This window comes from Amycolatopsis sp. NPDC028719, assembly GCF_055565395.1.
The window spans coordinates 811,560-830,050 of sequence record NZ_JBVHUL010000001.1; the positions used below are offsets into that span (position 1 = coordinate 811,560).

Below are 18,491 nucleotides of genomic sequence, written 5' to 3' on the forward strand. Positions count from 1 at the left end.
GCGAGGACCTTCCTAGCACGCACGAGTTCTCCCTCAGCGGTAGAGCAGGTAGCGACGACGTTTCCGGTCGAACTCGGCCAGCTCGGCCCGCCAGGCGCCGGTGACCTCGTCGACGCCCGCGCCGGCGTCGACCATGGTCCGCAGGCGATCGGACCCGGAAAGCTTGTCGATGTAGTTGTCGGGGCGCCACGCGAAGACGTCCGGGTGCAGCGCCTTCGCCGTGACGAGCATGGCGACCGCGGTGCGGATCGCGTCGAAGGCCCGCGGGTCCCCGACGCCGACCTGCACGCCCCCGCAGGCCTGGTTGACGAACTTGCCGAACGTCGGCACGAAGTAGATCTCGCGGAACTTCGCCCCGGGAAGCTGCAGGTCTTCGAGCTTCTCGCGCCAGCGCCAGTCGAGCCCGGGCGCGCCGATGATCTCGAACGGCCGGGTCGTGCCGCGGCCTTCGGAGAACACCGTGCCCTCGAACATGCCGGTGCCCGGGTAGACGAGCGCCGTGTCCGGCGTCGGCATGTTCGGGCTCGGCAGCACCCAGTTCAGCCCGGTCTGCGCGAAGAGCGTGTCGCGCTGCCAGCCGCGTACCTGGACGACGTCGAGGCGCTCCAGCTTCACGCCTTCGCCCGGCAGGAACTCTTCGGCGAAGAAGCGGGCCAGCTCGCCGACGGTCATGCCGTGCTGCTGGACGATCGGCTTCTTCCCGATGCCCGAGGCGAACTTCGGGTCGAGCAGCGGGCCGGCCGCCCGGCCGCCGATCGGGTTCGGCCGGTCGAGCACGACGAAGGCGGCTTTGACCTGCGCCGCGGCCACCATCGCCGTGTAGAGCGACCAGATGTAGGTGTAGAAGCGCGCGCCGACGTCGGCGATGTCGAAGACGACCGTGTCGACGCCTGCCTTGGTGAACAGCGAAGCGAGCTTCGTCGCGTCGGCGCCGTACGCGTCGTACACCGGCACGCCGGTGCGCGGGTCGGTGTAGTCGCCTTCGGAGCCGCCGGCCTGCGCGCTGCCGCGGAAGCCGTGCTCGGGCCCGAAGGCCGCGACCGGCCGCACGCCGGCCGCGACCATCGAGTCGACGATGTGGTCGCCGTTCAGCAGCACGCCGGTCGGGTTCGACAGGACGCCGAGCTTTCGGCCCGTGAAGGACCGCCAGCCCTGCGCGGCCAGCTGTTCGGCGCCGGTGAGGACGCGGCCGGGGTGGGCTTGGTCCTGGGCCTGTTGCCGGAACTGGGGCTCTGGCTGGGCCCCGGCGACGGCCGAGCCGCCCACCAGGGCCGGGACCGCCAGCGCACCCGCGCCGAGGAAGTGGCGCCGGTTCAGGTTCACCAGGTCAGCCCGTGGCCGAAGGGGTACTTCACGGTGTGCACGTCGGTCCCCGCCGGGATGTCGACCGGCAGCTTCCCGATCGGCTTGGTCTCGCCGAGGATCACCTTGGCCAGCGCTTCCAGCGTCGGCCCGATGTAGCCGTAGGTCGCCAGCCAGGTCTTCACCGTGGACGCGTAACCGGCGTCGTAGGGGATCTGCGCGGCGACCGCGACAACCGGCTTGCCGGTGGCCTGCAGGGCGTCGAGGAGCTTGGTCTGCAGGGGGAAGCCGCCGATGTTGTTGGTCAGCACGACGACGAGGTCGACGTTCTTCGCGGTGGCGACAGCTTGGGCGATCTGGGCGTCCGTCGGGGCCTGACCGGTCTGGTACGCCGTCGCGGCCGTGCCGTGGGCGGTCAGCTTCTGCGCGAGCGTCACCGTCGTGGAGGCGCCCCAGCCGGTCACGAGCGTCGTGGCGGGCTTCTGCTTCAGCGGCAGGAGACCGGCGTCGTTCGCGACGGCCGTGATGCCGCGGTCGGCGATGTCCTGCGCGGTCGCGAGGCTCGACGGCGTCCCGACGGTCTTCATCACCCGGTTCGCGTCGACGAACGGCGAGAACAGGATGCCGCTCTTGAACTTCAGCTTCAGCACGCGCAGCACGCTCTGGTCGATCCGCTGCATCGGGATCTCACCGGACTTCACGGCGGCCAGCACGGAGTTGATGGCGACGTCGAGGTGCACCGGCATGAGCAGCTGGTCGACGCCGGCCTTGAGCGCGAGGACCGGGATCTCGGCGTCGCTGTGCAGCTCGCGCACGCCCTGCATCTCGAGGGAGTCGGTGATGACGACGCCGTTGTAGTGCAGCTCGTTGCGCAGCTTGCCGGTGACGATCGGCTTCGACAGCGTCGCGGGCTCCAGCGACGGGTCGAGGCTCGGGAACTGGATGTGCGCGGTCATGATCGAGTCGACGCCGGCCTTGACGGCGGCCTTGAACGGCGGCACGTCGGTGGCCCGCCACTGGTCCTCGGTGCTGTCGATGCGCGGCAGCCCGGTGTGGCTGTCGGTCGGGGCGGCGCCGTGGCCGGGGAAGTGCTTCGAGGTCGCCGCGACGGACTTCTGGAAGCCCTTGATCTCGGCGGTGACGAAGTCGCTGGCCAGGCCGGGTTGTCCGGCGAAGGACCGGACGCCGATGACCGGGTTGACGGGGTTGGAGTTGACGTCCGAATCGGGCGCGAAGTCCTGGTTGATGCCGACGGCCCGCAGTTCCTGGCCGAGGATCGTGGCGGCCTTCGTCGCGCGGCCGGTGTCGCGCCCGGCCGAGATGGCCATCGCGTTGGGGAACTCGGTGGCCGGCGCGCCCATCCGGGTCACCGTGCCACCCTCCTGGTCGGCGGCGATCTGCAGCGGGATGTGCGCCCCGCTCGTGATGGCCGCTTTCTGGAGGCCGTTCGACAGCTTCGCGACCTGCGTGGGGTCGTCGAAGTTGTCGCGGGTGTCGTTGTTGAAGTAGATGACGCCGCCGAGGTGGTACTTCCGGACCGCCTGAGCCGGGGTGTCGACGCCGAAGTCCGCCTGGTTCTTCGGGTCCACCTCGTCGGCCGACTTGCCGTTCACCCAGGTGACGAACAGCTGCCCGACCTTCTGCTCGAGCGTCAGCCCGCGCAGCGCCTGCGTTGCCGCGGCCTCCGCCTGCGCGTCCATGCTCACCCGCGGCGCACTCGCCGCGGTCGCGACACCCACACCGGTGAGGGCGAGCACCCCCGCGACGGGCAGGGCGAGCGCATGGAACCTCCGATTTCGGGTCGTCACGACCAGCCTCCCAGAAAGTTGCGGGCGCCCGGCGGACGTCAGAAGTCCACTCGGAAGCGCCAGTATCGGGAAGCTACTCACCGAATCCGTCGATGTCCATCGACCGACCGCACCAACGGACCGTTCGTACCCGGATCGGTAAGAAAGTCGCCGTTCGCAAAGTGCAAGGCCCCGAGCCCCGGCCCGCCGGTCCCGTCTCCAATCACGCGAGTTCCGTCCCCGCTCACGCGTGATGCCCCTCCAATCACACGTGATGCCCCTCCAGACACGCGTGAAGCCCCGCTGATCACGTGTGATGCGCCGATTCCGCGTTCCCCGGTGAAAGTTCCGCGCCCGTACCGGCGCGTCCGGCCCTCGGCATAAAACGAGGCGGCGCCCGTGGCCCTGGGGCCAACGGGCGCCGCCTGCAAGCGCGAACTTCTCGGGCGACCAAGCGTGCAACTCTGGTCGTACCTACATGGACTCGGCGTGTGGCGTCCCACTACGCAGTCCCTAGACGACGAGCCTCCCGCGGCGCGCTGCGCGTGGGTACCCGGAGTCCGCGCACGGAGATTTGCCGGGGTGGAACAGGCTTCTCTTCTACCTGCTCCCTGGCCGACCAAACGTCCGCACCTACTTTCTACGCCGTGAGCCCGGTCACTTCAAGTGCGCGGACGGGTGCACCGGTACAGAGGCTGGATCGGGTGACACGGGCACCCTCCGCGACGGACAATTCGGGGCTGGGCCAAGCAAAAGCGGAGGCCGTACGGCCGTGTGGGTGGCGGTCCGGGCGGCTACCTGGACCGACGGCGACGATTGAGGCCGTACCAGGTCGCTCCGGCCGCCATCGCGCCGACGCCGAGAGCCACCATTCCCGCCGATCGCGTCGGGATCCGGCTGCGCAGCGACATCGGGCGGTCGAAGGCCAGGATCGGCCAGCCGCGGTCGAGGGCCTCACGCCGCAGGAGCTTGTCCGGGTTGACCACGTGCGGGTGCCCGACGACCTCGAGCAGCGGGATGTCGGTGCTCGAATCGGTGTAGGCGAAGCACTCCGCGAGGTCGTAGCCGTGGGTCGCGGCGAGCTGCTTCGCGGCGACGGCCTTGTTGGCGCCGTAGCAGTAGAAGTCGACTTCGCCGGAGTAGCGCCCATCCACGATCTGCATCCGCGTGGCCACGCTCCGCGTCGCGCCGAGCATTTCCGCCACCGGCGCGACGACCTCCTCGCCGGTCGCCGACAGCACGATGACGTCGTGCCCGTCCTCCCGGTGCCGCGCGATCAGCTCCGCCGCCTCCACGTACACGAGCGGGTCGACGACGTCGTGCAGGGTTTCGCGGACGATCGACGAGACCTGAGCGACGTCCCAGCCGGCGCACAGCGCGGAAACCTCGGCCCGGAGCCGTTCGGTCTTGTTCTCGTCGGCGCCGGCGAGTGAGAACACCAGCTGCGCGTAGGCACTGCGCAACGCGGCGCGCCGGTTGATCAATCCTTCTTTCAGCAATGGTTTGCTGAACGCCAGCGCGCTCGATGAGGCGATGATCGTCTTGTCCAGGTCGAAGAACGCGGCCACCGCGTGCTCCGGGCCCGGCTTCCGGATGCGCGGCAGCGCGCTGCTCGGTTCGGCCACCTGCCCAGGATAGGAGCTTGATCGCGGCGCGTCCCGTTGATCCACCACCCGCGTGCCGTGTCGGGCGGAAAATCCATGACAGGAAGGCACTTCCGGGGCGCTGTGCCGTTATCGAACTGTGTGCCTCGCCCGGCGCGCGAACCGGCCACCGGCGGAGTTACAGTGAGGGAGCCCGGTGTCCAACCGGGCCGGTTCAGTCCGACCCCCCGGGGCTGAACCCACGGCGGCCCCCGTCCCTCCCCCCTGGCGGGGGCCGCCCTCTTAACCTTCCTCTTGCCTTTCGGTTCGCGCCCTCGGTGCGGGGCGTCTTGCCTTCCGCTTACCTTTCTCGATTCCGTTTTCCCCAGGCCGGATCATCGTTTCTTCGGCGCGGGAAATCTTCGGACGCGGGCATTCTCCGCGTTTTCGCGTCGCACGTGCGTCGCGGGCGGGCGCGATCCTGCCACAGCGCACCGACAGAACCGGCCCGCGAGCCGTCCGCGGGACGGCAGTTGTCCACAACGCCCCGGTTGTCCACAGCCGCCCGCCCGACCCGTTGCGCCCCCGTGCCCCCCACCGCGACGGTGGAACCCGGGCCACCCACGGCCCGCACCGACGACGGGGGAGAAACGCATGACGGGGGAACGACCGATCGTGGTCGCCGCGGACGAAACCGTGCTCGACGAAATCCTGCGCGTGGCCGCGGTCGCGGGCTGCGAGTTCGACCGGGCACCGGACCTGACGGCGGCCCGGGCGCACTGGGCCCGGGCTCCGCTGGTGGTCCTCGACGAGGAAGCGGCGCGGCTTTCGCCCATCCTGCCCCGGCGGGGTGGCATCCTGCTGGTCTGCAAGGGCAGCCCGGGGACACGGACGTGGGAGCACGCGTTCCGCGTCGGCGTCGAGCGCGTGATCTCGTTGCCCGACGAGGAGACGGAGCTCGCGAGCGCCTTCGCCGACGTCGTCGAGACCCCGGCGGAGGAAGCCGGCCTGGTTCTCGCCGTGGTCGGCGGCCGGGGCGGCGCGGGCGCGTCCGTCTTCGCCGCGACACTGGCGCTGGCGGCCGACCGGGAACCGGGTGGCGCCCTGCTGGTGGACTGCGATCCTCTGGGCGGCGGTCTGGACCTGTTGCTGGGCTTGGAAAAGACGCCCGGACCGCGCTGGTCGGAGGTGCGGCTGAGCGGCCGCATGTCGGTACCGGCGCTGGCGGCGGCGCTCCCGCAACGGCGACATCGCGGCGGCAGCCTGCCGGTGCTGGCGTGCGGCCGGGAGGGCGAAGGCCCGGCGGCCGAGTCCCTGTCGGCGGTCCTCGCGGCCGGCCGCCGCGCGGGGCGCACGGTGATCTGCGACCTCCCGCGCACCCTGGGCGACGCGGCCGCGGAAGCGGTCACCGTGGCCGACCTGGTGGTGCTGGTGGTGCCCGTGGAGTTCCGCGCCTGCATGGCGGCGAAGCAGGTGCTGCGGCCCCTGTCGCAACTGACGGCCCGCCTGGGCGTGGTCGCGTGTGGACGGTCCCGGGCCGGCGTCTCGCCCGTCCGGACGGCAGGTCTCCTCGGCCCGCCCCTGCTGGCGTCGATGGCTCCGGAGCGGGGCCTGCCGGTGGCGATCGAACGCGGCGAGTTCCCGGCCAAGCCGTCCGGTCCGCTGGCGACGGCGGCCGCGGACGTCTTGGCGGTGGCCCGCCGCGAGGCCCGGGCTGCGGCCCGATGAGCGCCCGGCTCCGCCCGCCGGGCGCCCCGATCAGGGTGGCCGAGCTCCTGCTGCCCACGGTCCTGACCCTCGCCGGCCGCGGCCCGGTGAGCGCGGCGAACTTCCTGGCCGTGCTCACCGGCACCCGCGTGACAGCCGGCCGCACCAAGACCGAGGCGGCGAACCGATGACCACCGACTTCGTGGACCGCGTCCGCAACCGGCTCGCCGGCGACCGCCGCCAAGCCGATCCGGTCGCCGTCGCGACGGCGGTCCGCGCCGAAGCCGGTGGCGCGCTCGGCCACGACGCGGTGCTCGACGCGGCCCGCCGAGCCCGCGACGAGTTCGTCGGCGCCGGTCCGCTGGCACCGCTCCTCGAGAACCCGTCGACGACCGACGTGCTCGTCACCGGCCCGGACGAGGTCTGGACGGACGGCCCGGACGGCCTGACCCGCACCGGCATCGCGTTCGACGGCGAAGAAGCCGTCCGCCGGCTGGCCCAGCGCCTCGCGCTCGCGGCCGGCCGCCGGCTCGACGACGCACAGCCCTATGTGGACGGCTGGCTGCCCGGCAACGGTCCCCACGGCCGCATCCGGGTCCACGCCGTCCTTCCCCCGGTCGCGGCCGGCGGCACGTGCCTGTCCCTGCGCGTGCTCCGCCCGGCTACGCACGATCTCGCGGCGCTGCAAGAGCTCGGGGCGTTCGACGCGAAGGGCGCGGATCTGCTGAAGACGGTCGTGTCGCGGCGGATGGCGTTCCTCGTCACCGGCGGCACCGGCGCGGGCAAGACGACGCTCCTCGCCGCGCTGCTCGGCGCGGTCGACCCGGCCGAGCGGATCGTCTGCGTCGAGGACGCGGGCGAGCTGCAGCCCGCGCACCCGCAGTTCGTCAGCCTCGTCGCCCGTCCGGCCAATGTGGAGGGTGCGGGCGCGGTGGGCCTGCCGGAGCTGGTCCGCCAGGCGCTGCGCATGCGTCCCGACCGGCTGGTGGTCGGCGAGGTCCGCGGCGCCGAGGTCGGCGCCCTGCTCACGGCGTTGAACACGGGCCACGACGGCGGCGCGTGCACGGTCCACGCGAACTCGCCGGCCGAGGTACCGGCCCGCATCGAGGCACTGGCGGCACTCGGCGGCCTCGGTCGCGAAGCGGTGCACAGCCAGCTCGTCGCGGCGATCAGGGTGGTCCTCCACATGCGCCGCGAGCCCGGCGGCCGACGCCGGCTCGCGGAGGTCGGCGTGCTCCGCGCGGAACACGGCCGGGCACGAGTGGTGCCGGTGTGGCGCGCGGGCCGCTGGACGGTCGACCGCCACCTCTTCGTCACGACGGGAGCGATCGCGTGCTGATCCTGCTGCTGGTGCGCATCTCCTTGCTGCTGAACATCTTCCCGCGCCGGAGAAGGAGCCCGCGATGATCACGGCGTGGTTCCCGCTCTGCGTGGGGGCGGCCCTGGCGTGCTGGCCGGCGGCACCGACCCGGCTCCAGGCGGCGGTCGAGCAACCTGCGACGGTCCGTGTCCCGGACGTGTGGGCCGTGGTCCGCTGGCTGCTCCCGGCGGCCCTCGCGGGCTTGCTCGCGGGACCCGGGGGCGCGATCGCCGCGGGCGTGCTGACCCTGGCGTGGCGCCAGGAGCGCCAAGCCCACCGCCGGGCGACCGCGGACCTCGAGGTGGCGGCCCACACGGCAACGGCGTTGCGCACGATGGTGTCCGAGCTGCGCTCCGGCGCCCACCCGGTGACCGCGGCGGAGGCGGCGGCGGAAGTCGTCCCGGCGGTAGCGGACGACCTCCGCGCGCTGGCGACGTCGGCCCGCCTCGACGGCGAGCTGCGGGCTCCGGCCCTCCCGGAACTGGCCGCGGCCTGGACCCTGGGCAGGCGCTACGGCCTGCCGATGGCCGACGTCCTCGACGCGGCCCGCCGCGACGCCGAAGCAAGCCTGACGTTCGCCCGCCGAACGCGCGCGAAGCTGGCCGGCCCCCGGGCGAGCGCGGCGGTGCTCACCGGCTTGCCCGCCTTGTGCGTAGTGCTCGGCCAAGCAATGGGCGCCTCTCCGTTGTCCGTCCTGACGGGGAGCTCGCCAGGCCAGCTGTTGCTGGTGGCCGGCAGCCTCCTGCTCTGGGCGGGAACGGCGTGGTGCCGCGCTCTGACAGGCCGGGTGCGGATCCGATGAACGCCACCGCGCTCTGTTTCTCTCTCGACGGCTTTGTTACATGGCTGGGGAAGCCCACGCGCAGCGCCCTCGCCGGAGAAGGGCGGTCCCAGTGAACGCCACCGCGCTCCTTTTTCCTGCCGGCGGCTTTGTTGCATGGCAGTGGGAGTCCACGCGTCGCGTCCTCGTCGGAGAAGGGCGGTCCCGGTGAACGTCACCGCGATCTGTTTCTCTGCCGGCGGCCTTGCCACATGGCTGCGGGAGTCCAAGCGTCGGGCTTCCACCGGAGAAGGGCGGTTCCGATGAACGCCACCGCGCTCCTTCTCTTCGCCGGAGCCCTCCTCACCTGGCCGAGCGACTCCGCCGCAGCACGGCGCTTCACCTGGCTGGCCGGCAGCGCGAGCCCGGAGCCCCGCGAATGGCCCCGGGCAGTCGCGCCCGTCGCAACCACCCTGGGCGGGGTATCGATGGCGGTGCTCATCGGCGGGCTGCCGGGAGCGGTCGTAGGCGGTCTGATGGCTGCTGGCGGCTGGTGGGCGATCCGCCGCACCCGGCGGCGGCGAGCACCCACCGTCGACCTGGCGGCCAAGCTCCGGCTCGCCCACACGCTCGATCTCCTCGCGGCGTGCCTCCGCGCGGGGCTACCGGTCGCCTCGGCGCTCGATGCCGCGGCCGCCACCGCGCCGGCCGCGGCAAGCGCGGCACTGCGCTCGACCGCCGGCCTCCTCGCGCTCGGCTCCCGCTCGGAAGAGGCGTGGGCGCCGGTGCAGGCCGTCCCGGGCCTCGGGGAACTGGTGGCAGCCGCGATCCGGGCGTCCCGTTCGGGCGCGGCCTTCGCCGCGGCCGCCGCCGACCTCGCCGAACGGTTCCGCGAGGAGTTGGCCACCGAGGCGGAAGAGCGTGCGGAACGAGCCGGGGTGGCACTGGCGCTGCCGGTCGGCCTCCTCTTCCTGCCGGCCTTCTTCTGCCTGGGCGTGCTACCGGTCGTCCTCGGCCTGGCCGCCCGTCTCGGCCCCCTCTTCTGACCACCGACAAGTACTGAAGGGAATCCCATGCGCGCGTCCCACCGCAGGCCCGGCTCCGACGACGGATCCACAACGGTCGAGTACGCGATCGTGACGGTCGCCGTCGCGGCTTTCGCGGCTGTCCTCTACGGCCTCCTCACCGGCGAATCGGTCGTCTCGTGGCTGACGAGCCTGGTCATGAAGGCCCTGACGGTGCCGTCGTGAGCCGCGAAGACGAAGGCGCGGTGACGGTCGAAGCGGCACTCGGCCTGGCCGGCCTGACCGTGGTGACGGTCCTGCTGGTCGCGGGCCTCACGCTGCTGACGAGCCAGCTGCGCTGCACGGACGCGGCCCGCGAGGCCGCCCGGCTCCTGGCCAGAGGCCAGCCCCACGAAGCGGCGGCCGCGGTTCACGAGATAGCCCCGGCGGGCGCGAGCCTCGACATCCACCGGGCAGCCGACGCGATAACGGTCCGGGTAAGCGCCCACCCGGCAGGCGGTCTGCTCCCGGCGATCGACCTGAACGCGACGGCCTACGCGGTGGCCGAGCCGGGCACGGAGGCCACCGATGCAGCCGGCTGACCCGCGCCTGGAGGACAGCCGTGACAGCGGCGTGGCCACGATCTGGACGGCGATGGCGGTGGCCGCGCTGACGGGGGTGGCGGTCTTCGGCTGCTGGCTCGGCGTGGCGGTCCTGGCCCGCCACCGAGCAGAAAGCGCCGCGGACCTGGGCGCGCTCGCGGCAGCCTCGCACGCGGCGGAGGGCCCGGCCCGAGCGTGCGAGCGCGCCAGGTGGATCGCGGACCGGATGGCGGTGAGGCTTTTGACCTGCCGATGGCAGCGCCTGGACGCCTTCGTGGAGGTCCAGGCACCCAGCCTCGGCTTCGCCGGACTGCCAGGCCCCTCGGGTCGGGCCCGAGCCGGACCCACCGGCCAGCCACCGTGAGCCGCGGAAACAGGCGCGCTGCCGTGGGCAGTAGGGCGTCGGCACTCCGGGGTTGCGATCGGCCCGGCCCGGCCTCGCTCGGTCCGCCCACCGGCCCTTCCCCGTCTAGCCCCGGCCCATCCCCGGCGGCAGGCCCGCGCGCCTGTGACCCAGCCCACCTCGAGCCGGCCCAAGTCCTGGCCGCGACCCCACTCACGGCGACCGGCGCTCACCCCCGCTGCCCGTTCACCGGGACACCTCCCGCCACCGCCGCTCAGCGGACGCCGACTGGTCGGTATGCCGCGATGACCGGCTGATCCGTCCGGGCGGACGATGAGCGGCCGAGGGTCACGGGCAGCGGTCGGTAGTGCACGGTGAGCGGTCGAACCCGCCGCCTACCTGGGCCGATAGGACGCGTCTCGGCGACCACACGCCCCGCGGAAGGGCGCTCGATCCTGGGTTTTCGCACGACGAACGGTCCGTGGGCGGCTGCCGTTCACCGTCGACGGACGCCGCCGGGTTCGGTCGGGCCGTAGGGCTCACTGGGCGTTCATCGCGGCGTAACCACCGGTTGCCGCGCGGGGGTTCCGGGCAATGTGCAACTTGCCGTTAAGTGAGATGTGCGACACCACGACAGCGTTTAGCTCCGGGGTCGCGGAGAACCGGAACCTAAGGCAGGAAGACAATGTTGGACGCGAATTGGCCGGACAGCTGGCGCGGCGCCTTCCGCATCGAACTGCGGGCGGAGGCGATCGGCCTCGCTTGGCGCGGGTGGCCGGTGCTCCCGGGCGTCAACCCCGCTCCGCTCACCGGCGGCGACGACCTCACCTGGCGTCGTCCGGTCCCGGCCAGTGACAACTGGCGCGAGCAGATCGGCACCCACGCCCACGAGGTCGCCACCTGGTTCTCCGACCGGACCCACAGCCTGCTCGTCGCCACCGGCACCGTGCTCGACGCCATCGAGGTCGACGACGAACTCGGCAAGCGCGCCTGCCGCCTGCTCCGCACCCTCGGTCACCCGGCGCCGATCATCGCGCTGCCGAACGGCCGCTGGCTCTTCCTCACCACCGTCGCCGAGCACGTCCCGGCCGAGCTGGCGACCTGCGCTTCGATCCAGTGGCACGGCAAGGACAGCTACATCCCGCTGCCCCCGTCGCCCTTCCAGCACGGTGTCGTGCACTGGCGCGTCAAGCCGGAGGTCTGCGGCTGGCAGCTGCCGGACGCCGCCGAGGTGCACGACGTCCTCGTCCGCGCCCTGGCCGGTGCCGACGCCGCGCAGCTGGTTCAGACCACCGCGGCCTGACCCCCGAACCACCGCCGGCGGCCGGTCCCAGCCCGGCCGAGGCGGAGCAGGACACAACTCCATGAACCACGAAGTGGCCGTCTAAGCGCCGTGTTGACGCAACGCCCCGAGCACGGTGCTCAAGACAGCCACTGCCCCCGCCTTGTCCAGCGGATCGTTGCCGTTCCCGCACTTCGGCGACTGGACGCAGGACGGGCATCCCGTCGGGCACTCGCAGGAGACGATCGCCTCCCGCGTTGCGACCAGCCACGGGACAATCGCGGCATAACCGCGTTCGGCGAATCCCGCACCCCCGGGATGGCCGTCATGCACGAACACCGTCGCCTCCCCGGTGTCTTCGTGCCACGCGGTACTCACCCCGCCGATGTCCCATCGGTCGCACGTAGCAAAAAGCGGTAGCAGGCCGATCGCCGCGTGCTCGGCGGCATGCAGGGCACCGGGGACCCGTGCCGGAACCAATCCGGCACCCCCCGGTGCCCTGCCACCCTCGTGAACGGGCCCCCGACCGTTCGCCAGGGGTTCCTCCCCGGTCCCCACCGGCCCCGCAGATTCGGTCCCCACCCGATGGCCCCCGGTCCCCGCCTCGCCATCGGCCCCGGAAACGCGGACGCCGCGGCCGCCCGTGCGGCGCGGCTCCGCTGGCCCGAGCAGTTCCGACGAAACCGTGTACCAGACCGCCCGCGTGCGCAGGCTCTGCTCCGGCAGGTCGAGCGGAGTGTGGTCGAGCACCTCCCCCGACGGACGTCGCCGCAGGTAGCCCACCACCTGGGACGTCACCGCCACCTCGCCGAGGCACACGCTCACCCCGCCGAAGTCCTGCTTCTCCTGCGTGCTCAGCACCGCGATGTCCACGACCTCGCGCGGGGTCGTCGTCCAGTCCGGGTTCTCCGCGTGCACCATCGCCAGCCCCTGCTCCAGGTCCAGCTCGTCGACCACGTACGACGACCCCTGGTGCAGGTACACCGCGCCGGGGTGGACCGCGTAGCACGCCGACCCCGGATCGACCGTGCCCAGCATCCGCCCGGAATCCGACTCGACGACGGCGACCTGTTCGCCGCCCGTCCCGCGGAGCCCGACCTCGGCGTGCGGCCGGTCCCGGGACGTCCAGTACCAGCCGCTCGACCTGCGCCGGAGCAGCTTCTGCTCCGCCAGCTCGGTCAGCACTTCCTGGGCGGCCGTGCCGCCGAACATCTCCAGCTCGGGGACGGTCAGCGGCAGTTCGGCCACGGCGCAGGCGAGCTGCGGCCCCAGTACGTACGGGTTCGCCGGATCGAGCACCGCCGTCTCGACCGGACGCTCGAGCAGCGCCGCCGGGTGGTGCACCAGGTACGTGTCGAGCGGATCGTCCCGCGCCACGAACACCACCAGCGCCGAATCACCGGAGCGCCCCGCCCGCCCGGCCTGCTGCCAGAACGACGCGAGCGTGCCCGGATAGCCGGCCAGCACCACCGCGTCCAAGCCCGCGATGTCGACGCCGAGCTCCAGCGCGTTGGTCGTCGCGACACCCAGCAGGCGCCCCGACAGCAACGCCGCCTCCAGTGCCCGCCGTTCCTCCGGAAGATAACCGGACCTATATGCCGCAACAGTTTCCGACAATGCGGGATCCACTTCGGACAGTATGCGACGCGCACCCAGCGCGGCCAGCTCCGCGCCCCGCCGCGACCGGATGAACGCCAGTGACCGCGCGCCTTCGACGACCAGGTCGGCCAGGATCCGCGACGTCTCCGCGCCCGCCGAACGCCGGACCGGCGCGCCGTTCTCCCCGGTCAGTTCCTCCAGCAGCGGCGGCTCCCACAACACGACCGTTCGAGCGCCGCGCGGCGACGCGTCCTCCGTGACCGCCTCACACGAAACCCCGGTCAGCCGCGAAGCGAACGAAGCGGGCGAAGCCGTTGTCGCCGATGCGAGCACAAACACCGGCGAAGCACCGTAATGCTCGGCAACGCGCCGAAGCCGGCGAAGCAGCAGGGCGACATGGGAGCCGAAGACGCCGCGATAGCTGTGGCACTCGTCGACCACCACGCAGCTGAGCCGCCGGAAGAACCGCGCCCATCGCCCGTGCTGCGACAGGATCCCGCGGTGCAGCATGTCCGGGTTGGTGAACACCCAGTTCGCGTGCGCGCGCACCCAGTCACGCTCCACCATCGGCGTGTCCCCGTCGAACGACGCCGCCCGGACACCGGGGACGTCCAAAGAGGACACGGACCGCAGCTGGTCCGCCCCCAGCGCCTTGGTCGGCGACAGGTACAGCGCGTTCGCCTTCTCGCCCGCGGCCAGCCGGGACAGCACCGGCAGCTGGTAGGCGAGCGACTTGCCCGACGCCGTGCCGGTCGAAATCACGACATGACGACCCTCGTACGCGTGCGAAGCCGCTTCCGCCTGATGTGCCCAGGGAGCCTCGACCCCGCAGTCACGCAGCGCAGTCACCACTGCCGGATCGACCCATGACGGCCACTCTGCGTAGCGCGCGTTCCGGCCAGGAAGGTCCGCGACGTGCGTGACCGGATCTTCGCGCGACGGGATGCCGGCGGTCACCCGCCCCAGCAGCCGCCGCCCCCGTGAGTCGTCCACCAGCCGAGCTTGGCACAGGGGTCCGACAGTTCCCGCATCCCCAACCGCCCCAACGGATCGGCGAAGGAGTGATCGATCAAGTGAGGAGCCTCACAAGGTAACGGAATGTACCGTCACCGGGACGGCGTGAAGACGCTGGTTGCGATACCAATACACTCCCGCAATCCACACCCTCTGTGGTGAGCGTCATGTGAGACGTGCGTTGCTGCCCGGCTAGCGTGTCGCTCCGTACAGGGTCCATGCCAGCGCCGGCCGTGTCGAACCCTCGGCTTGCCGTCGACGCTGGCGATCGGCGACGTCTCCTGGAGGACGAATGTCACGGCAGTTCCTCGCGGAGGGCGGGTCCATCACGCTCTCCGGAGGTGGCTACACGATTGTCGGTGTAGTCGCCGTGGTCGCGCTTGCCGCACTCGTCATCGGCTACGTCCTGCTCAAGGAGGTGCTGGCCGCAGGCCAGGGCACCGCCAAGATGCAGGACATCGCCAAGGCGGTGCAGGAAGGCGCGGCCGCTTACCTCAAGCGGCAGCGGAACACCCTCGCGATCTTCGGCGTGATCGTGTTCCTCCTGCTCTTCGCACTTCCCGCCGACGACTGGAACGAGAAGATCGGCCGTTCGATCTTCTTCCTGGTCGGGGCGGCGTTCTCGTTCGCGATCGGCTACCTCGGCATGTGGCTGGCCACGCAGGCGAACCTGCGCGTGGCCGCCGCGTCGCGTGAGGAAGGCGGGCGCGAGATCGCGATGCGCGTCGCGTTCCGCACCGGTGGCGTGGTCGGCATGATCACCGTCGGCCTCGGCCTCTTCGGCGCCGCGGTCGTCGTGCTCGTCTACACCGGCCAGGCGCCCAAGGTGCTCGAGGGTTTCGGCTTCGGCGCCGCGCTGATCGCGATGTTCATGCGTGTCGGCGGCGGTATCTTCACCAAGGCCGCCGACGTCGGCGCCGACCTGGTCGGCAAGGTCGAGCAGGGCATCCCGGAGGACGACCCGCGCAACGCCGCGACCATCGCGGACAACGTGGGCGACAACGTCGGTGACTGTGCCGGCATGGCCGCGGACCTCTTCGAGTCCTACGCCGTCATGCTGGTCGCCGCGCTGATCCTGGGCAGCACCGCCTTCGGCGTGCACGGCCTGATCTTCCCGCTGATCGTGCCGGCCATCGGTGTCATCACCGCGGTCATCGGCGTCTACATCACCAAGGCGCGCGCCGGCGAAAGCGGCCTGGTCACGATCAACCGCTCCTTCTACATCTCCGCGGTCATCTCCGCGGTCCTGTCGGCCATCGCGGCGTTCGTGTACCTGCCGAGCAGCTTCTCCGACTTCGGCGCGGGCTACGAGAACGCGGGCAACCCGGCGGTCATCGCGACCATCGCGGTGATCATCGGCATCGTGCTCGCCGCGGTCATCCTGAAGCTGACCGGCTACTACACCGGCACCGAGTACAAGCCGGTCAAGGACGTCGCGCAGACGTCGGAGACCGGCGGCGCGACCGTCATCCTCTCCGGCATCTCGGTCGGTTTCGAGTCCGCTGTCTACACCGCGCTGGTGATCGGCGCGGCCGTGTTCGGGGCTTACCTGCTCGGCGGCGGCGTCGCGCTGTTCGCCGTGGCGCTGGCCGGCACCGGCCTGCTGACCACCGTCGGCGTCATCGTCGCGATGGACACCTTCGGCCCGGTTTCGGACAACGCGCAGGGCATCGCCGAGATGTCGGGCGACGTCGACGAGAAGGCCGCGCAGATCCTCACCGAGCTGGACGCGGTCGGCAACACCACCAAGGCCATCACCAAGGGCATCGCGATCGCCACGGCTGTTCTCGCGGCGACGGCGCTGTTCGGGTCCTACTCCGACGCGATCGCGAAGACGCTGTCGGGCATGGGCTCCGGGATCGCCCAGGGCATCTCCGGGGCGAACTCGTTCGTCAACGAGATCGTCAGCCCGAACACGCTGGTCGGCGTGATCATCGGTGCGGCCGTCGTGTTCATGTTCTCCGGCCTCGCCGTCAACGCGGTCTCCCGCGCGGCCGGCGCGGTGGTCTACGAGGTCCGTCGCCAGTTCCGCGACATCCCGGGGATCATGGAGGGCACCACCCGCCCCGAGTACGGCAAGGTCGTCGACATCGTCACGCGCGACTCGCTGCGTGAGCTGACGACGCCCGGTCTGCTGGCGGTCTTCGCCCCGATCGCGGTCGGTTTCGGCCTGGGCACCGGCGCGCTCGCCGGCTACCTGGCCGGCGCGATCGCCTGCGGCACCCTGATGGCGATCTTCCTCGCCAACTCCGGTGGCGCGTGGGACAACGCGAAGAAGCTGGTCGAGGACGGCAACCACGGTGGCAAGGGCTCGTCCGCGCACGAGGCCACCATCATCGGTGACACCGTGGGCGACCCGTTCAAGGACACCGCCGGCCCGGCGATCAACCCGCTGATCAAGGTCATGAACCTGGTCTCGGTGCTGATCGCGCCCGCCGTCGTCCAGTTCTCGATCGGCCCGGACGAAAACGCCGCGGTCCGCATCATCATCTCGCTGGTCGCGGTCGCCATCATCGTGGCGGCGATCGTCGTCTCGAAGCGCCGGGGGACGGTCCTTTCCGACACCCCGACGGAGATCAAGGCCTGACGCAGCAACCGTTCCGGGCCCGGCACGCAGCGTCGCGTGCCGGGCCCGGGGCGTGTCAGCTCATCCCACCCAGGCTCGGCGACTTGCGAAGCGGCACCGAGTCGGTACCGTCGGCCCTTCCGGGACGTCGTCGAGCAGGAGGTGTTCAGGTGCGGCCGCGGTCAACCGTCTTCGCCGCCCTACTGCGCCGTTCGTCACCGATCCGACCACAGTCACGGCCGAATCGGCCCCTGGCAAAGGTTACGTGCCGCTCGCGGGCCGGCCTGCTGTTGGCCGGATTGGCGACCGCGACGATCAGCATCGGCCTCGCCGGCTGCGGGCAGCAAGCCGCCACGCAGTCGCCGGCGCGGGATCAGGGTCTGTCGGTGACGACCGTGGTGCCGCAGGCCGATCCCGCGGCGAGATGGGCGGACGCCTACTGCGGCGCGGTGACGCACCTGGTCCGCAGCCTGGCTTCGCTGCCGGCCGTCGACCCCAGCACACCGCAGCAGGCCTCCCGGACGTCCAGTGATCTCCTGACGTCCGTGGTCGGCGGGCTCGACCAGAGCCTCGCCGGGTTGAACGCGCTCGGCGCGCCGCCGGTGCCCTCGGCGGACGGCGGTCGCAAGGACGTCATCGGGCAGTTCGCCGAGATCCGTGAGCAGGCCGAAAACGCGCGTCAGCGCATCGAAGCCGTCCGTGGCGACGCGGCGGCGACGAAGGAGGCCCTCGGCGAGGCCAGGGCCACGCTCGACCGCATCGACGCGCTCGACTACCTCAAGGGCCTCAAGGAGATTCCGGCCCTGGAAGCGGCGGAGCAGCGCGCCCCCGCCTGCCACCAGCTCGATCAACCACCTCGGTGAAGATCCGTGTGACTATCGCCATCTATCGAACTTGTGTTCTAGTATGGCGCGGTGGATCGGACGATCTCCCTCTTCTCCGCCGAGGCCAGCGGGCCGGGGCTGGGCGACCTGGCCGGGCTGTTGTGCTGCCACGGCCAGATCACCGGCTTCGGGCGCACGGCCGCCCGGTTGTCGGTGGTCGTCGAGGAACCGTGGCGGGCACACATCCTGGCGCGCGAGTTCCGCTGCCGCGGCGCGGACGCCCAGGTCTCGAAGGCCGACTGCGGCAACCCGCAGGTCCGGACGTCGTTCCGGGTCGACCTGCTCCCGCTGGCGCTGCGGTGGCTGCGTGAGGGCTGCGCGGGGCCGGCCGAGGACGATTCGGGCAAGGCGGTGCCGGACGGTTTCCGGCTGAGCGGGGCGATGCTGCGGATGTGGGCGCTGGCCGGCGGCCGGCCCGGCACGCAGGGCTACCTGCTGGGCGTCGACCCGCTCGCGCCCGGCATGCACGAGCGGCTGGTCGAGGCGCTGACGCCGTTGGGGGTCGCGGCGAAGCTGACCGGCCCGAAGGTCGAGGTCCCGGCCGTCAAGGTCACCGGGAAACGCCGGTTGGAGGCGCTGCTGGAACTGATCGGCGAACCGCCGCCGGGTGCCGAAGCGGCGTGGCCCGGCGCGGAGCCGCGGCCGGTCCCGCACCCGGAGGCCGTGACGAGCACGGCCTGACCGGGCGCGGGCGGCGC

At 71.8% G+C, this 18,491-nt stretch carries 16 protein-coding genes; 12 read left to right on the forward strand and 4 right to left on the reverse strand.

Annotated features, from left to right (window positions below; genetic code table 11):
- Window positions 1–33: 33 nt before the first annotated feature.
- The 3 genes from ACZ4TR_RS04060 to ACZ4TR_RS04070 form a co-directional block, all read right to left on the reverse strand.
- Complete coding sequence (locus ACZ4TR_RS04060; protein WP_465285664.1) at window positions 34–1,323, reverse strand: exo-beta-N-acetylmuramidase NamZ family protein; 1,290 nt, start codon at window positions 1,321–1,323, stop codon at window positions 34–36.
- Window positions 1,320–3,059, reverse strand: a complete 1,740-nt coding sequence (locus ACZ4TR_RS04065) for a glycoside hydrolase family 3 protein (protein WP_465286285.1) — start codon at window positions 3,057–3,059, stop codon at window positions 1,320–1,322. Before ACZ4TR_RS04065 ends, ACZ4TR_RS04060 begins: the two co-directional genes overlap by 4 nt.
- An 824-nt stretch (window positions 3,060–3,883) precedes the next feature.
- Window positions 3,884–4,714, reverse strand: a complete 831-nt coding sequence (locus ACZ4TR_RS04070) for an HAD family hydrolase (protein ID WP_364512553.1) — start codon at window positions 4,712–4,714, stop codon at window positions 3,884–3,886.
- A gap of 612 nt (window positions 4,715–5,326) precedes the next feature.
- Between ACZ4TR_RS04070 and ssd the strand changes: the two genes are divergently transcribed.
- From ssd to ACZ4TR_RS04115, 9 genes are all read left to right on the forward strand, one after another.
- Window positions 5,327–6,400: a septum site-determining protein Ssd gene (gene ssd / locus ACZ4TR_RS04075; protein WP_465285665.1), complete on the forward strand. Its 1,074-nt coding sequence runs from the start codon at window positions 5,327–5,329 to the stop codon at window positions 6,398–6,400.
- Window positions 6,397–6,570, forward strand: a complete 174-nt coding sequence (locus ACZ4TR_RS04080; protein WP_465285666.1) for a hypothetical protein — start codon at window positions 6,397–6,399, stop codon at window positions 6,568–6,570. The genes ssd and ACZ4TR_RS04080 overlap by 4 nt, the downstream gene beginning before the upstream one ends.
- On the forward strand, window positions 6,567–7,718 hold the full coding sequence (locus ACZ4TR_RS04085; protein WP_465285667.1) for a TadA family conjugal transfer-associated ATPase: 1,152 nt from the start codon (window positions 6,567–6,569) through the stop codon (window positions 7,716–7,718). Before ACZ4TR_RS04080 ends, ACZ4TR_RS04085 begins: the two co-directional genes overlap by 4 nt.
- Before the next feature lie 64 nt (window positions 7,719–7,782).
- Complete coding sequence (locus ACZ4TR_RS04090) at window positions 7,783–8,541, forward strand: type II secretion system F family protein (RefSeq protein WP_465285668.1); 759 nt, start codon at window positions 7,783–7,785, stop codon at window positions 8,539–8,541.
- Between the two features lie 281 nt (window positions 8,542–8,822).
- The gene (locus tag ACZ4TR_RS04095; RefSeq protein ID WP_465285669.1) at window positions 8,823–9,545 is read left to right on the forward strand and encodes a type II secretion system F family protein; all 723 of its coding nucleotides are present in this window, start codon (window positions 8,823–8,825) and stop codon (window positions 9,543–9,545) included.
- A 27-nt stretch (window positions 9,546–9,572) separates the two neighbouring features.
- Window positions 9,573–9,749, forward strand: a complete 177-nt coding sequence (locus ACZ4TR_RS04100; RefSeq protein ID WP_465285670.1) for a DUF4244 domain-containing protein — start codon at window positions 9,573–9,575, stop codon at window positions 9,747–9,749.
- Between the two features lie 20 nt (window positions 9,750–9,769).
- A complete protein-coding gene (locus ACZ4TR_RS04105; protein WP_465286286.1) occupies window positions 9,770–10,105 on the forward strand; it encodes a TadE family type IV pilus minor pilin in 336 nt (111 codons plus the stop codon).
- Complete coding sequence (locus ACZ4TR_RS04110; RefSeq protein WP_465285671.1) at window positions 10,092–10,469, forward strand: Rv3654c family TadE-like protein; 378 nt, start codon at window positions 10,092–10,094, stop codon at window positions 10,467–10,469. The genes ACZ4TR_RS04105 and ACZ4TR_RS04110 overlap by 14 nt, the downstream gene beginning before the upstream one ends.
- Window positions 10,470–11,133: 664 nt before the next feature.
- Window positions 11,134–11,751, forward strand: a complete 618-nt coding sequence (locus ACZ4TR_RS04115) for a bifunctional DNA primase/polymerase (RefSeq protein WP_465285672.1) — start codon at window positions 11,134–11,136, stop codon at window positions 11,749–11,751.
- A gap of 81 nt (window positions 11,752–11,832) precedes the next feature.
- Here ACZ4TR_RS04115 and ACZ4TR_RS04120 read toward each other — a convergent pair whose 3' ends face one another.
- Window positions 11,833–14,286, reverse strand: coding sequence for a DEAD/DEAH box helicase (locus ACZ4TR_RS04120; protein WP_465286287.1), 2,454 nt, complete (start codon window positions 14,284–14,286; stop codon window positions 11,833–11,835).
- Between the two features lie 349 nt (window positions 14,287–14,635).
- Here ACZ4TR_RS04120 and ACZ4TR_RS04125 point away from each other — a divergent pair, with 349 nt between their 5' ends.
- The 3 genes from ACZ4TR_RS04125 to ACZ4TR_RS04135 all read left to right on the forward strand — a co-directional run bounded on the left by ACZ4TR_RS04125 (window position 14,636) and on the right by ACZ4TR_RS04135 (window position 18,474).
- Window positions 14,636–16,930, forward strand: a complete 2,295-nt coding sequence (locus ACZ4TR_RS04125; RefSeq protein WP_465285673.1) for a sodium-translocating pyrophosphatase — start codon at window positions 14,636–14,638, stop codon at window positions 16,928–16,930.
- A gap of 278 nt (window positions 16,931–17,208) precedes the next feature.
- Window positions 17,209–17,772 (forward strand): hypothetical protein, encoded by a 564-nt coding sequence (locus ACZ4TR_RS04130; protein ID WP_465285674.1) that lies wholly within the window; start codon window positions 17,209–17,211, stop codon window positions 17,770–17,772.
- A 51-nt stretch (window positions 17,773–17,823) separates the two neighbouring features.
- Window positions 17,824–18,474, forward strand: a complete 651-nt coding sequence (locus ACZ4TR_RS04135) for a hypothetical protein (protein ID WP_465285675.1) — start codon at window positions 17,824–17,826, stop codon at window positions 18,472–18,474.
- Window positions 18,475–18,491: the final 17 nt, after the last annotated feature.